The 14,949-nt window shown below is 42.3% G+C and carries 16 protein-coding genes; 6 read left to right on the forward strand and 10 right to left on the reverse strand.

Features of this window, described 5'->3' with window-relative positions:
* The 4 genes from JUI58_RS27655 to JUI58_RS07655 form a co-directional block, all read right to left on the reverse strand.
* Positions 1-131 (reverse strand): helix-turn-helix domain-containing protein (locus tag JUI58_RS27655; RefSeq protein WP_348539859.1); only part of this gene is annotated, 131 nt, incomplete at its 3' end.
* Positions 132-230: 99 nt separating this feature from the next.
* A complete protein-coding gene (locus JUI58_RS07645; protein WP_204103169.1) occupies positions 231-833 on the reverse strand; it encodes a DUF4276 family protein in 603 nt (200 codons plus the stop codon).
* A complete protein-coding gene (locus JUI58_RS07650) occupies positions 823-2,076 on the reverse strand; it encodes an ATP-binding protein (protein WP_204103170.1) in 1,254 nt (417 codons plus the stop codon). The genes JUI58_RS07645 and JUI58_RS07650 overlap by 11 nt, the downstream gene beginning before the upstream one ends.
* 346 nt (positions 2,077-2,422) lie before the next feature.
* Positions 2,423-3,676, reverse strand: a complete 1,254-nt coding sequence (locus JUI58_RS07655; protein WP_204103171.1) for an MltA domain-containing protein — start codon at positions 3,674-3,676, stop codon at positions 2,423-2,425.
* A gap of 84 nt (positions 3,677-3,760) precedes the next feature.
* On the opposite strand from JUI58_RS07655, the gene JUI58_RS07660 reads away from it, so the two are divergent.
* Positions 3,761-5,482: a hypothetical protein gene (locus JUI58_RS07660; RefSeq protein ID WP_204103172.1), complete on the forward strand. Its 1,722-nt coding sequence runs from the start codon at positions 3,761-3,763 to the stop codon at positions 5,480-5,482.
* Positions 5,483-5,664: 182 nt separating this feature from the next.
* Here JUI58_RS07660 and JUI58_RS07665 read toward each other — a convergent pair whose 3' ends face one another.
* Positions 5,665-7,659 (reverse strand): ATP-binding protein, encoded by a 1,995-nt coding sequence (locus JUI58_RS07665; RefSeq protein WP_204103173.1) that lies wholly within the window; start codon positions 7,657-7,659, stop codon positions 5,665-5,667.
* Between the two features lie 112 nt (positions 7,660-7,771).
* On the opposite strand from JUI58_RS07665, the gene JUI58_RS07670 reads away from it, so the two are divergent.
* The 5 genes from JUI58_RS07670 to JUI58_RS07690 are packed head-to-tail and all read left to right on the forward strand — an operon-like array spanning position 7,772 to position 12,383.
* On the forward strand, positions 7,772-9,502 hold the full coding sequence (locus tag JUI58_RS07670) for a DUF4157 domain-containing protein (RefSeq protein ID WP_204103174.1): 1,731 nt from the start codon (positions 7,772-7,774) through the stop codon (positions 9,500-9,502).
* 29 nt (positions 9,503-9,531) lie between these two features.
* Entirely contained in the window at positions 9,532-9,783 is a 252-nt protein-coding gene (locus JUI58_RS07675; RefSeq protein WP_204103175.1) for a hypothetical protein, read from the forward strand.
* A complete protein-coding gene (locus tag JUI58_RS07680) occupies positions 9,780-11,732 on the forward strand; it encodes a ShlB/FhaC/HecB family hemolysin secretion/activation protein (protein WP_204103176.1) in 1,953 nt (650 codons plus the stop codon). The genes JUI58_RS07675 and JUI58_RS07680 overlap by 4 nt, the downstream gene beginning before the upstream one ends.
* A gap of 55 nt (positions 11,733-11,787) precedes the next feature.
* Complete coding sequence (locus tag JUI58_RS07685) at positions 11,788-12,078, forward strand: type II toxin-antitoxin system ParD family antitoxin (RefSeq protein ID WP_204103177.1); 291 nt, start codon at positions 11,788-11,790, stop codon at positions 12,076-12,078.
* Positions 12,075-12,383 carry a type II toxin-antitoxin system RelE/ParE family toxin gene (locus JUI58_RS07690; RefSeq protein WP_204103178.1) on the forward strand — a complete coding sequence of 103 codons (309 nt, stop codon included), beginning with the start codon at positions 12,075-12,077 and terminating at the stop codon, positions 12,381-12,383. Before JUI58_RS07685 ends, JUI58_RS07690 begins: the two co-directional genes overlap by 4 nt.
* An 89-nt stretch (positions 12,384-12,472) precedes the next feature.
* On the opposite strand, the gene JUI58_RS07695 is transcribed toward JUI58_RS07690, so the two are convergent.
* The 5 genes from JUI58_RS07695 to JUI58_RS07715 form a co-directional block, all read right to left on the reverse strand.
* Entirely contained in the window at positions 12,473-12,802 is a 330-nt protein-coding gene (locus JUI58_RS07695) for a type II toxin-antitoxin system RelE/ParE family toxin (RefSeq protein ID WP_204103179.1), read from the reverse strand.
* Positions 12,786-13,076: a type II toxin-antitoxin system Phd/YefM family antitoxin gene (locus JUI58_RS07700; protein ID WP_204103180.1), complete on the reverse strand. Its 291-nt coding sequence runs from the start codon at positions 13,074-13,076 to the stop codon at positions 12,786-12,788. The genes JUI58_RS07695 and JUI58_RS07700 overlap by 17 nt, the downstream gene beginning before the upstream one ends.
* Before the next feature lie 145 nt (positions 13,077-13,221).
* Complete coding sequence (locus tag JUI58_RS07705) at positions 13,222-13,548, reverse strand: toxin-antitoxin system HicB family antitoxin (RefSeq protein WP_204103181.1); 327 nt, start codon at positions 13,546-13,548, stop codon at positions 13,222-13,224.
* Positions 13,545-13,970: a putative toxin-antitoxin system toxin component, PIN family gene (locus tag JUI58_RS07710; protein ID WP_204103182.1), complete on the reverse strand. Its 426-nt coding sequence runs from the start codon at positions 13,968-13,970 to the stop codon at positions 13,545-13,547. The genes JUI58_RS07705 and JUI58_RS07710 overlap by 4 nt, the downstream gene beginning before the upstream one ends.
* 185 nt (positions 13,971-14,155) lie before the next feature.
* A complete protein-coding gene (locus JUI58_RS07715) occupies positions 14,156-14,890 on the reverse strand; it encodes a PEP-CTERM sorting domain-containing protein (RefSeq protein WP_204103183.1) in 735 nt (244 codons plus the stop codon).
* Between the last annotated feature and the right edge of the window lie 59 nt (positions 14,891-14,949).

Here is a 14,949-nt window from a genome sequence, read left to right on the forward strand (position 1 = left end):
GCAGTAATACCTCTTTGCCCTTTGATAATTTGCGTAATCCGATTTGTGGGTATATGGAGCGATCGCGCTAGTTCTGATGCGCTAATTCCAAGTTCTTCTAGTTCATCAGATAAGATTTCGCCAACAATCAACCCGCGATCGCAATACCGCAAACCCTTTAGCAGATAGACGATTGAGGCGATCGCCTAAAAATTACGACTCACGGGAATGGCGATCGCAATCCTTTCAGGTTATAGATTATCAATATTTTTTGGAGCGAGCGATCCCAAGAAATTAAGGAGATTTTTAAACGAAGGGCAGCGATCGGAACATATATCTAGATTTAGCCTCTCTGCCAACTCACCATTCATATTGGTACTGTAACGAGGCTTTCTATTTTTTCCAACCGACAATTCTATTAGTTTTTCTTTTGGGCTTTTAATTTGGTGAGGGTTTACTTGTGCTTTACCTTTTTTTCCACCAAGATATTCGATCACCTCTGGGTCAGACCAGAACCAGGCTTCTAATTCTTCAATGGGAATACAAATATGTTTATTAAGACTTTCAAATCCAGAGGATAATGATTCTAATTCTGAGCGCAATACTTGCTCATCGTTGAGGGAATCATTCTGAGGATCACGATCCAAATCGTGAACGATAATAAAAATATTACAGCCTTCATTGGAGAGTAATTTAATCTTTGCTGTTAGCTTTTTCTTTAATGTACTACAACCTTTAGAAGCCCATTTTTTGGTTGTGACTTCTGCCCCAAGGACACGATGGACAATTTTACGAATTGCGCTACAATCCGTATCATCCTCAGCAATTAAGGCGATTTTAATATTACTCATCATCGAGAACACCACTGTAAATCCATTCGCCTAAGTCACCATCTTCAGAGAGGTATTCAATAACATTGTGAATCTGATCATCGCCTAATTTCTGAACAAATGTCCGTCCATTATCTCGATGAACTAGAATAATTTTTTCTGGTCTAGTCCATGAAACGACTTGCGGTGAGTGAGTCGAAAGAATCAAGTTTTCTCCAAAAGAGTAGGTCTTGATCTCATTCAGTAACTTTGCAAGCATACCAGGATGAATTTGTGTCTCAGGTTCTTCAATTATTGTCGTCGTATTAGGAGATGAGGCAATTATTTCAATCAGAATCGACAAAACTCGGAGGGTTCCATCAGATAGTAACCCGATATTGACTCCATCCAGCAATACTGAAGAAATATATTCTTCATCTTCACTTTCAATTTTCTCTCCAGAGTCTCTGCTTAAAATAAATTTTTGTTCAGATATCTTGCTGCCAAGTCCAACTCGCTGACATATACTCTCAATCTCGGATAGTTCATCTTTCGCAATAAGACGTAGTATTTTCCGAGCTAGAATATCACCTAAACTGAAAGAACCATGAGAAATACGTTTGCCTGATACTCTTAGTTGTGATGGTCGCCGTCTAGCCCCTTGTCTAATAGAAGTTTGAGTTTTCCCTAGTAAGCGAATTCCTCTCAAAACAGAATAAACCCAAAGCATTTCTTTAGGTAGCTTGATTGGTGAGGTTGCTGGGAGTGATTGTCGAAGAGAGTGCGTATTCCCAAGAACAGTGATAATTGGCTTATCCTCAGTATTGAAGGTTGTTACCCCATTATCAGTAGTCCAAAGATGATCTTCCCCTTCATTAATATATCGACAGTAGTCATTCCAGGAGAAACGACTTACTTCTGATTTTTCATCTATGGAGTCATCGGAGTCATCAAAATTCAGATCCTCATCAGAACTAGCAAGAGTTGTAAATTCATACCTATATTCAAGTCTACGATCAGTCGGAGTCAAAATTTCGATTTCTAATATTTTAGGAAAACTTTCGCTACCATACACAGGTTTAATCAACCTACCAAATCCACCAATTGCGTATAATGAGATTGCTTCAAACCCTTCAAGAATAGCTGACTTTCCAGCCCCATTGCGACCAACTAATACGGCAACACCATCCGCTAAAGACACAGTGACTCGACTACCTAAAACAGACCAACTGTCAAGGGTAAAAGATAAAAGTCGAGGCTGATTTGTGTTGGAATCTGGGTTGGACAAAATAGAATTTCCTTTCCAATACTAAACGATCTTGCTTAAATTTTAGCCGAATATGTCTATGGTTACTAAAGTAGTTTAGATCACAATTAGTCCATCTTGTAGAAAGATATTACACTTTGTTTGGGCTCGATATACAGTAATAGCGATCGCAATACCGCAAACCCTTTAGCAGATAGACGATTGAGGCGATCGCCTAGAAATCGCGACTCACGGGAATGGCGATCGCCTTAAGAAGATAGACTAAGGATATTCTTCGTGAGCATTGATGATGAAGATATGTGGCATGGTTCAAATGTCATTTCTGGGTAATTGGTGGGTGACGCGATCGCTCCGCGTCTACAAGGTCTTATGGCAGCAACAAATAATATAACTGTCCATAACTGCGGGTCAAACCTGCAATTTCTCCTGCTTTCTCTCCACTGCCAACGAAATAATCTACTCGTCCCGCACCTTTAATTGCACCACCTGTATCTTGATCTAAAACATAGCGACTGAAATGATTTTCTCTTAATTCTCCTTGGGAATTGAACTCCGGTATGGCAGTATGAATTAAGGCTAAGGCACCGGGAGGCATTAAACTTTTATCTGTAGCAATAGAACGTTTTTCACTCAAAGAAACGCCAATACTTCCTGTTGCTGGTATCCCATGTTTCTCGGTAAAGAAAACAAAACTTTGATCGCGAGTGAGATAATCATTTAATTCTTGGGGATGTTCCTCAAAATATTTAAAAATGCGCGGTAAACTTAATTCTTCGAGGGGAATTTTGCCGTCTTTGGACAATTCTCCCCCGATACTTGTGTAGTTTTTGCGGGTATTTCCGGCATAGCCTACCGTTGTTTGCGTGCCATCGGTTAGGTTTAATTTTGCCGATCCTTGAATATGAATCAGATATGCTTCCCAACGCGATCGCAGCCAAAATAATTCTAATCCTTTTAATTTTCCTTGCGATCCTTGCAGTCCATCTTCTCCTTCTAATTCTTTGCGGGAAGGGTGGGGAAGCGGCCAAGAAGCTAAGTTGGGGGGACTTTTATAGATGGGATAGGAATATTCTGAAGTGGGGACGGGACTCGCTTCATAAATGGGTTCAAAATAAGCACTAAATAAAACCGTCCCGAGGCGATCGCCTCCAATGGACTGATAGAAAACAAATTCTTGTTTGACCTTGTTTTGCAGGTCTTCTGGGGAGTTAGATTCAAGCAGAAGGGTGCGAAAACGTTGCAAGCTGCGAAGGACGCGATCGCGGCTAATTTCTTGAATGGGATAAGTGCGATAAGCGCGAATCGCTGAGGGAGAATTGAGATATTGCAAACTGCGATCGATCGCTACTAGGAGAGTTTCGCGATCGGATGCTTCTCCCCACAGTCTTTCATCTCGTCCCAGAGGCTCTTTCAGCCAGTTACAACCCTGAAGATGAGCATTAGGGGTAAGTTGTAGGGGAAATCGCGAATCTGCCGACCAGTGGGGAATGAGACACTCTAAAAAAGGGCTAATGCTTCCTTTTATTTCTCCCCACCCTGTCTGTCGAGGTTGACATCCTACCAGCAGCATAATGCCAACGATGCCAATTAACCTAAAACGAGAAAATTGCAAACCGACCATACGCAAATTAGAAAATAATTGTGCCAGGATAGGACAAACGGATGCTAGGGCATCTCATACGATTATATTTACAGCATAGCGCCCATGATAGACACGCTACTTGACAAGGTGGGGAATTGGAATCCCCAACTCTTGCGCGAATTAAAAGGCCGATTGACCTCAAAAAACATGGTGATTTCTGCGGGAATTACTGCCTTGGGTCAAATTTTACTTTATCTCTACTTTAAAAGTCTTTTGGTGGTGATAGGAAACGGATTTGGCAGACGCGATCGCTATTGTACCGGACCAGGTAATTATTACGACCGACTCCCCCTCTGTACTACAAATACCAAAGGAATCGCCGAGTTTAATCATTCCTTGTGGTCTTTAGACTTTTTTATTACCTTAAGCATAATCGGCATAATCGGCTTATTGGTAGTTGGGGTATATTTACTCATTGATGATCTTTCCCGAGAAGAAAAGCAGGGGACGCTCAATTTTATTCGTTTGAGTCCTCAGAATAGCAAGAATATCTTACTGGGTAAACTTCTGGGTGTTCCTGCATTAGTTTATTTAGCTCTTCTCGTCATACTTCCCTTGCATTTTGGCTTAGGAATTGCCGCGCACATTCCCGCACATCTTATCCTTGCTTTTTATGCAGTTGTTGCGGTTAGTTGTTTTTTGTTCTACAGTGCAGCTTTGCTCTTTGCTTTAGCGGGGACTGGATTAGGAGGATTACAAGCATGGTTGGGAAGTGGACTTACACTTGGTTTTTTGTTTATTATGGCGATCGCCTGTTTAGAAAACCAGATTCCTTTTGATGAAAGTCCTCTCAATTGGCTAGTGGTCTTTTATCCAGGTTATATTCTGCCTTATTTAGTCAGTAAAACTCCGCATTCTCTGGGTCTCATTGATTACTTAAATATCAATGATTTTGCAAAGTTAACTTGGTTTAGCCGTTCTCTTTGGAGTAACCCAAGTACAGCTTTTACCTTTACTTTTGTTAACTACGGTTTGGGGATTTATTGGTTATGGCACGGCCTCGATCGCCGCTTCCAAAATCGTAGTATTTCTCCCTTCAGTAAAGGACAAAGTTATTGGCTCAGTAGTAGCACTATGTTTGTTCTGATTGGCTTTGCCGTACAGCATCGGGAATATGGCAATTACAAACATAATTTGTTTGATAACTTTTCAGCCGTTTTGGTTCTCCAGTTGATGTTATGTGGGGGATTAATGGCCGCTTTGAGTCCCCATCGCAAAACCTTACAAACTTGGTCGCGCTATCGCCATCAAAAAAGCAAAAAGAACTTACTTTGGGATTTAATGTGGGGAGAAAAAAGTCCGGCAACTTTGGCGATCGCCTTAAATTTGTTTTCCACTTCTACAATTTTATTAGCAGCAATTTTCCTCACACCTTTAGCTCAGTATCGCCTTCCTCTTATTATGGCTTTATTGGTCAGTAATGGTGTTATTCTACTCTATGCAAGTCTCGCTCAATGGTTGCTACTACAGAAAAACAAACAACGAGTTATTTTCGCTATTGTAGCAGTGGTTGCTTTGTTATTTATACCTTCTCTAGCTGTAGGGGTTTTGAGAGTTAATTTATCTGAATTGGGAATCTTGTCGATTTTCTCTATTGTCCCTGTGTTATTTGTTCGTGATTCTGTAACCTTTATGCCCCTCTTTTCTCTCGTGAGTCAAGGCATTGCGATCGCGCTCATTAACGTCCAAATGACACGACAATTACGCCAGTTGGGAGAATCCGATATGAAAGCATTACTAGCAGATAATTCTCGTTCTCAAGAACAATTATCGGGCGTTTCTTAGTTTGTAAAAAAGAGCGATCTAGAAATGCGATCGCTCTTTTGCATTTTGCAGGTCAGTTTTGTAAGAACACAGATTCAAGATTGATTTTGATGCGCCAATTTTATGAAGATTTTCCGTCAATTCATTTTCAATATTTATAGAGAATTTCTGCGATCGCACTCAGATGTTTCTCTAAAAAAATCTCAAACCCAATCTTTAATCTCTTTATCTGTCATTGTTCGTTCTAACTTCACATATTCGCTTTTTGCAGCTTGTAATAGATGTTTCATCATCACTGATTCATTCGCATCCGCAGCAAGTACAGCCGCGTTGAGGGCAATATTGCGAATATTTCCCCCCGTCACGCTAAGATTAGCAAGTTTGGCAAAATCTAGCCCTTCCCTGGGCATATTAGTGGGGAAAATGCACTCCCAAATTAGCTGTCGGTGTTGGGTATCGGGAAAAGGAAATGTAATAATAAAGCGAATGCGACGCAGAAAAGCGCGATCGATCGCCGTTTTTAAATTAGTCGTCAAAACTGCCAATCCTTGATAGGATTCGATGCGTTGCAAAAGATAACTGACCTCCATATTGGCATAGCGATCGCGGCTATCTTTGACTTCAGAACGCTTACCAAAGATAGCATCAGCTTCATCAAAAAGTAAAATTGCCCCACCTCCTTCTGCGGCATCAAAGACTTGTTTTAAATTCTTCTCTGTCTCACCAATATATTTACTCGTCACCGCACTCAGATCGATACGATAGAGATCTAAATTCAACTCCCTCGCTAAAATACCTGCTGCTGTAGTTTTACCTGTCCCACTTTGCCCAGAAAAGAGAGCGCTAATACCCAAACCTCGACGCTCTTTTTCAGCAAAGCCCCAATCTTCATAAACTTTCACACGCTGTCGCAAATGTGCAAGCATTTCTTGTAATATTTGCCTTTGCTGTTCGGGTAAAATTAAATCCTCCCAAGTCGCTTTGGTTTCAATACGTTGAGCGAGATCGTCTAAACGAGGACGTGCTTGGATACGACAGAAATTCCAGAGGCGATCGCCCATATTTGTCCCCGTGTTAGTGTTTTGTTGGGCGACATGACTCGCGGTTTGAATGGTTGCAGGAGAGAGATTAAATTGAGCAGCGATCGCCGGTAAATGACCGTTTAATTCTTCGAGGCGATCGCCCAAAGATGATTCCCACAAATGGAGTTGTTCTTGATAAGTTAATGGGGGAATATCAAAGGTAACAAAAGCACGATGTGGCGTGTAAAAACGAGTCGGAGAAGATAATAATAACGGCGTTTCAATTCCCTGTAAAAAGTTAGCTAATGCTGTTTGTCGCTCCTTGTCCGTAAAGTTGAGAGGATCGCATTCAAGAAGTAAAATGCCGGAAGTTAATCTAAAAGTGCGATGCCAGCTAGTCAGTAAATGTTGCAAGTCATCTTGAGCAGTGGGTAAATGACGAGTAGAAAGGATATATAAGGGGAAATTTAAAAGTTTGCTAGTTTCTTGGGCGATCGCTAATCGATCTTCAATATCTGCGCCGCATAATTGTACAATTGGACTCGTAGAAGGATTGATTTGTGGAGAGATGAGAAGATCTGCCGTTTCTAGGGCAATATCTAAACGAGAAGGGGAGAGATTTGCAGATAATTCTGGGGCGATCGCTGCCACAATACCCGCAAGGCGATAATCTTGATAGGGTTCCCCAAGGATATAATGCAGGATACTCTCATCAATCTGCAAACGAGCTTGGGTCACATCCTCTCCTGGTGCAAGATGAAGTAAATCCCAGTAACGAAGCGGCGATCGCGGCGTTAAAGCCTGCCAGCGAACATCAGGAAATAGACTTAGGGCAAGACTAAAAGTAGGATAGTTGCGATCGCCATTCTTTTGAGCGAGAGCGCATAGTTCAGGAAAGTGAGGGTGCATGGCTCTACCAACGCAGAGTAAAAGAATATTTTCTTCAAATTCAGATAAATTCAACAGTTCGCAAAGATGAACGATCACCGGAGGTTCTTCCATTTGCGCCGCGATCGCCTCAGTATCAGGAAGGGTGCTTTGGGGCAGTTCCCCATTTTGAAGGCTGGCAATATGGCGATCGAGATAATAATAAACTCGAGCAACTGCGGCGGCAAGATAATTAAAATTAGCTTGATACCAAACATCGCGATCGGGGTCAGAGTTCGGGGAAAGCATACTATTTACTACCAAGGGAAAATCTTAACCAAAAGTCTAATGTTAACTCGTTTTTCCTCGGTTAGGATTAAACTAAATAGGAGCATCTTGCTAAATTTCTGGAGTCAATCCGATGAGCGATCGCCAAAGCATTTCTTCATCCAAAACCAATCAAATCCCACAAAACTCTTATGGTTTTGTCTCTCATGGTTTTGTCTCCCCTCCCGTCGTGCAAGCTAAAAAGAAAACAGAAAAAACAGCCCTACCGGAATGGCAACCCAGTGCCGATAATTGGCAGACAAACTCGCAAAATCCGTTAGGGGGAATGTATAGTAATAACCCCAGCAGTACCAATACGACTCCCATACAAGCTAAACTTACCCTCGGCAAAATCGGCGATCCCTACGAACAAGAAGCCGATCGCGTCGCTAAAGAAATCGTACAGCGCATTCATACCCCCGAAACTCCCTCTTCCCCACCAGAAAACCCCGTACAAATGAAGCCAACCCTACAACGGCAAGATGCTTTAGGAGGAGGAGAAATTCCCCACGAGATCGAGTCGGCGATCGACAGTGCTAGAGGAGGAGGTCAACCCTTGGATAACAGCCTGCAACAATCAATGGGAGGGGCAATGGGAGCAGATTTTAGTAATGTGAAAGTACATACCGATTCTCAAGCCGATCGCCTCAATCAATCCCTACAAGCGAAAGCCTTTACCACTGGGCAAGATGTCTTCTTTCGACAGGGGGCATACAATCCCAAGAGTAAGGGAGGACAAGAGTTAGTCGCCCACGAATTAACCCACGTTATGCAGCAAAACGGCAACGCAGTCCAGCCAAAATCCCTTCATACCACTCCCCAAGGTGAATCCGTTGTACAACCCGTTTTTTTTGATGGCGACCTCAACAAGCATTACAGCCATGCTCTCAAAGCACAAGAAATTACCGCTACCAATGGCGTGATTACCGCCGTTGCTTCCGGAGGATTAGCTGGCGGACATACTATCATCTATACCGAGCGATTGAATGCGGGTCAACCCGAAAGTCATAAAATTGACTTAACCGTTGGGGCAAAATCGGGTGGGTCTTCGGGTACAACAGATATGACTTCTAGCGGTACAACCAGCAGTTCCAGTGGTACTGGGTACGAAGAAATTACCATTACCAATAAAGTTGCTTCCGATGAGAGTTTAGCCCGTATTGGTGGCGGCACGAAAAAGAGTTGGGTGACGACTCCAGACAAGATTGTTAAAGCACAGGAAAAAGCAGAGGATGTTAAGACTAATAAAGCCAAATATAGCTACACCCTGCTAGGTGTCTCCCCCTTTAAAAAGAATGCCATTAACTGCGCTCGATTTGGAGAAGTCGTCCTCAAAGCGGCGGGAATTCCTGAAGCCTCAGCAGGTAAAGTGATTAAGAAACCCTCAACCTTGGCTGAAGGGGGCGATGTGGGTTATACTCCCGATGACGCATATTTCCAAAATGAACAGCGCAAGGCAGACGAAGAAAGGCAGCGCAAACTAGACGCAGAGGCACTCAAACAACAAGCATTATTAAATCAGCAAAGATACGCCAAGATTCCTAAAGTGTTGAAAGGACCAACATCTCCCACCTTTACAGACGGTAAAACGGTTATGGGTGCCTCCACCTATGAGGGAGCAATGACAACCCAATATACCTTCCGACCCATTCCTGATGGAGGTACTGGGGCAATGGCTAATAATGAAATCGAATTGAAGCCCTTTAAACTCATTACTTTTGCTGATGTGGGTCGAGCGCAAATCGAAAGGCAAGGTGCTAGAGGACAGATTTATGTAAGTATTGATGTTCTTTTTGATAATGAGGGTAATGTCATTACAGACTAAACTCAAAATCTCACAATATTGCAAAAACAATGCCACAAAGCAAACAATTTCAAGTCGCTAGAAAGAGCGATCGCAGCCCCGTTAAAACCTCTCGTTTTGCCCAAAGCGCGATCGCCCAACCCAAAAAATCCCCAGAGTCTTCCCCTTGTTCTCTGAACCCTTACTCTTTACCGGAACACAAGCAAAACAAGCAATTATCAAAGCGATCGCGTTTTCGATCGCTTTTCCTTCGATCTACTGCACTCGGTGGAACAATCTTGTTTTTCCTACATTTTTCATGAGATCGGCGTTCCCGTTAAACTTGGTGTATTGTATTGGCTCTCGAAAAAGTATGAATGGGTATTGGCAAAAAGGCTTGTGCGGTTTTGCGACAGGACTGCTCGGCGTAATGATGGAAGGACATTTTCATGCTGTTTGGAGCGTTCCTCTAAAACTCGACCAGCCAACGGACTTTCAACCTCCAATCTCAACGAGTTTTACAGGGAAAGAATTCACAAAAGAGCGGCCCGAAAAACCGAAGGAGAATTTTGAGGAACAATTCGCCGGACTGCAACCGTTTGCAGAGTCCCTCGACGAACTCGAAAGAGAGGCAAGGGAATTCGCCCAACTGCCCGAATCCAACGAGGAGCGCTTTCTGCAACCGTCACCCGACCTCGAAGACCTGTCCGCACCGCAATCTTCTCCCGTTTTTCCTCCCCCGGAAACAACAAGAGAAGATGACCTCGAACCCATTTTCGTTCGCAGCATTACTATAACGGGGAGTACGGTTTTTGCAGAAGAAGATTTTGCAGAGATTTTGAACGAATTTTCCTCTTTACCCGCAACTGTAACGCGGGGCAAATTGGAAGCCCTTGCTGATGCTGTAACAGAGCGATATTTACAATACAATTACGTCAGTTCTCGGGCGATCGTCAATGAAGCCTCTCTTGCCAATGGCACGATTGAAATTCAAATTCTTGAAGGGAGGGTTGAAGAAATTAAGATTGAAGGAACGCAACGCCTCCATGAGAGTTACATTCGCGATCGCGTGGCCTTGGGTCTGGGAACGCCCCTCAATGCGATCAAATTGGAAGAACAATTGCGCTTGCTGCGAGCGGATCCCCTTTTCGAGAATATTGAGGCAAGTTTAACTCGAACGGATGACACTGCTGAAGATACCAGTCTCTTAATTATTAGAGTTATCGAGGCAGACCCATTTGGAGGGGAAGTTGGTGCGGATAACTTTTCACCTCCGAGTGTGGGATCGGAACGCTTGAAAGTCAAACTCAAAACATTGAATTTAACGGGGGCAGGCGATCGCGCCGAAATCGAATACCGGCGCACGGCACAAGGAGGGTTCGAGAGCGTCGAGGCTAATTATGCTATTCCTTTGAATCCTCGCAACGGTATCCTGCAAGTGAGAACGATGTTGCAGAACAATACTGTCGTGCAAGAACCTTTCGATGTGTTGGACATTCGCGGCGATTCCCGAGTCCACGAAATTAGCTTTCGCCAGCCTCTCACCCGCAATACTCGTGCAGAATTTGCCTTATCTTTGGGGTTTACCTATCAAACCGGACAAACTGAAAGTTTATTCGGCCCCGTCGGTTTCGGGACGGGGCCGGACAGCGAAGGCCGCACTACAACCAGTGTTCTCAAATTCGGTCAGGATTATTTGCGACGGGACAGAAACGGTGCTTGGGGAGCGCGATCGCAGTTTAGCTTGGGTTTGGGAATTTTCGATGCAACTATCAACGCCGATCCCGTTCCCGACGGTCGCTTTCTCGGTTGGCTCGGACAGTTGCAACGGGTGCAGGTTCTCGATGCTAATCATATCTTGGTCATGTCTGCGGACGTGCAGTTTTCGACAACGGCGTTACTTTCCTCGCAACAATTTGTTATTGGTGGGGGTCAGTCGGTGCGGGGCTATCGTCAAAATGTGAGAAATGGCGATAATGGGGTTCGCATTTCGGTGGAAGATCGTATCACTTTAGAGCGAGATAATTCTGGACAGGCTGTTTTTCAACTTTTGCCCTTTTTCGATGCGGGTTGGGTTTGGAACGATCCGAGTAATCCTAACAGTATCCCCGACCAAAATTTTCTCGCTAGTTTTGGATTTGGTGCAATTTGGAAGCCCCATCCCGACCTTGAATTTCGCTTCGATTATGGCATTCCTTTGGTGGATTTAAGCGATCGCGGTACGAATGCTCAAGATGATGGGGTGCATTTTAATATTCGCCATCGGTTTTAATCGTGCGATCGCGAATATCGTGTTAATATAAATGTACTTTACAATCAATAAGTCGATGAATATTCAACTTCAACCCAAACATCTCAAATTTATTCAAACTCAAATAGAAAGCGGTCGTTACCAATCTTCTGAGGAAGTGATTTCTGAAGCATTTAGAGCTTTAGAAGAACGCGATCGCAAAATATCTCGTGCAAAAAATATGAATTATCAAAAATGGGTAGAGGAAACAGGTCAAAAAGTTGACGTAGCCCGAGAAGAATTAAAGCGAGGAGAAGTTTTAGATGGAGAAAATTTTGTTGCTCAACTGCAAGAACAGTTAAAACAAGCACGCCAAAAACAAGCATGAAACGCTACATTATTACTCTCTCTGCAAGTCGCGATCTTGCAGAAATCACCAATTACTTTGCCAGTCGAAATATTGATAAAGGCGAACAATTACTCGCTACTTTTAACAAAAAATGCAAACAATTAATCAAATTTCCTCAAATGGGACGCAGCTATGAAGAAGTCAGACCAAATTTACGAGGTCTTCCCTTAAATGGGTATATTATTCTGTATCAAGTTACGGAAGATTTGTTGGAAATTCTACGAGTGATACATGGATCGAGAGACTTGGAAAATCTATTTGAATCAGATGAATATATTTCTTAATATTTGACTGTTAGATGCGCGATCTTTGAAATCAAATAAAAGCGATCGCATGGCTAAAGATGAGACGAGAAATGCGATCTCTCGAAATGTTATATTTCTTCTTCCCAATCTTGAACCGTTAAAGGGGCTTGTTTGCTATGACGAATGTGAATGATATAAACGGTATCATCTCGAATTACAAATAAAATTCGATATACATTGTTTCGTTTTCCATAAAGGAGTTGTCGGACTTCTTCTGGAAATATCTCATTTTCAATTGCGAAAGCACATCTTTGAGGTTTGTCTTGTAGTGTTGCAAGTTTATTCATTAATCCGCGAAACCAGCGATCGGCAGTGTTGGCGTTCCGCTTTTTTAGCCATTCATAAGCCACTTCAATCTCAATTTCTGCCTTTCTAGAAATCCTAACTTGAAATACCATGTTTTTGCTGCATTTCTTGTCGAAAGTCTTCTAAAGAGCGGGTTCGTCCGGCGTTAATATCTTCTAATCCTTCTTTAATACCTGTAATTGCTTCTAGGTATTCCATCATATCCAGTAATTTTTGATAGGACACGGCATCTTGAACGATTAATTCTGCTTTACCATTCACGGTTAATACAATCGGATTTCCCGTTTGTTTCATCTGTTCGATAAATTCAGATGTATTGCGTTTGAAGCTAGACAGAGATTGAATATCTCGACTCAGGTTAAGCATAGTGGAGTTGGCACTAAATTTACACTTAATTTAATGCTAACATATTTTTGTTGAAGCGATCGTTTAACCTAAAAAACTCAACAAAAAGCGATCGCATTGCCAAAGATAGGATGGGAAATGCGATCGCTCGATTTTATAAGGTGCATTAATGCTTTTTACATTCCAAAATTTTTTGTTGAAAGCGAGCGATGATTTCTGAAGTTAAACCCTCATCAGGATCGACTTGTTCTCGTGCTTTTAAAATAATTTCAGTTTCTTCTTGGGAAACTTTTCCAAGTGTTTCTAGGAGTTCTGTGAATTTTTTCTGTTGCGCGATCGCGGGTTCGGATACCTTTTCAATAGATTTGTCTGAATTGAGTTGCTGTATGAGTAAATAGGTTATGTATTGACTCGTTGAAAATCCATTCTCTGTCGCGAGTGCAGTTAATTTTTGATACAGATTTTCAGGTAAACTTATGGTTAGTTCGCTCATGACAATCTCTCCTGGGATCGGGTTAATTGAACAATCAATTCAACAGGTGTTAAAACTTGTAATCCTAACGATTCCCTAGCTTGAAGGAAATCGCGAATATTTTCAGTAACAATTGTAGCACCGGCATTCATGCCACAATCTATGACAAAATCGTCTCCAGCATCGGGAGAAGTCGGCCGCCAAGAATAGTAGATAGGGATATATTCTGCTTGTCTCAAGAGTAATCCTAGAACGGGCTGAATTTCTAACCACCGAGTTTCGGATAGTTTGCGAGAGAGGACATCTACATACTCATAGGATAAGGTATTAGAAACACAAGCCTGAATTAAGCCAACGAAACAAGCATCAATAATTAATCCAGCCGCTCCTCCTTGTTGAGTTAAGCCCTGAAAAATAACATTAGTATCCAGAACGACACGCAAATAACTTAGCCTGCGAAATAGTACAACGGTAATATTATAAACGTTTTACGCGATCGCGCGATCTGAGAAACTCAAAAAAAGCGATCGCATTGCCAAAGATAGGATGGGAAATGCGATCGCTTCTATATCGGATTCGGTATAATTACTCTCTCATTTGCATTAACATAACTAATTTTTTAATTCCGTTAGTTTTGCTTGCGTCGGTGTGCGGTTAATCCTCCAACAGTCCCCAGAACCAGCAAACCCAAGAGAGAAGAAGGTTCGGGAACCGTATGCTGTTCGATCTCTGCATTGTCCAATAGAAAAGCCGAGGAATCGTTAAAATCTCCCACATCTAGAACTCCCAAACCAATTTGATAAGTTCCGGCTGCAAACAAGCGTTCGTAAGTCCCGGAAACTTGACGATTATAAGGCGTATCAGAAGAGATAAGTTGGCTAATTGAACTATTTGTACTGGCTAAAGTCGTTGTTTCTCCATTGACAGACAGAAAGGCATAATCATCGAAATTAAAACCCGCATCGGTTAGAGTTGAATCATTGCTTAAAAATGTCCAATCAAAACTCAAGAGAGTATCTTGAGCAAAAGTTAATTCTTTAGTCAGTCCAGACCCTTCAGTGGCTTCAATAAAGTTCGCACTATCGGGATTTAAAGCACCTCCAGAAAGTCCTAATACGCTTTCGAGTTCAAATGAATCTCCGGCTGCATTACCGGAAAAGTTAAAATCGCTATCATTGCCAAAATCGAAGTCATCTTCCATTATAGCATTAGTTGACATTTTCGTTGTACCATCAGCCGACAATTGAACATCACCAAAACTTGTCCAACCATCGGTAAAATCAATCCCAAAAGCACGAACGGGATTAGCAAGAGCTAAACTGAATAAACTAAAAGTACCAACGGCTAAAGCAAGGTTTTTCATTTGATTTCTCCTAAGTTAATTAAAAAATGGATAAGCAATAAAAGGAATACATGACGCTG

The organism is Spirulina sp. CCY15215 (assembly GCF_016888125.1).
Lineage (GTDB): Bacteria > Cyanobacteriota > Cyanobacteriia > Cyanobacteriales > Spirulinaceae > CCY15215.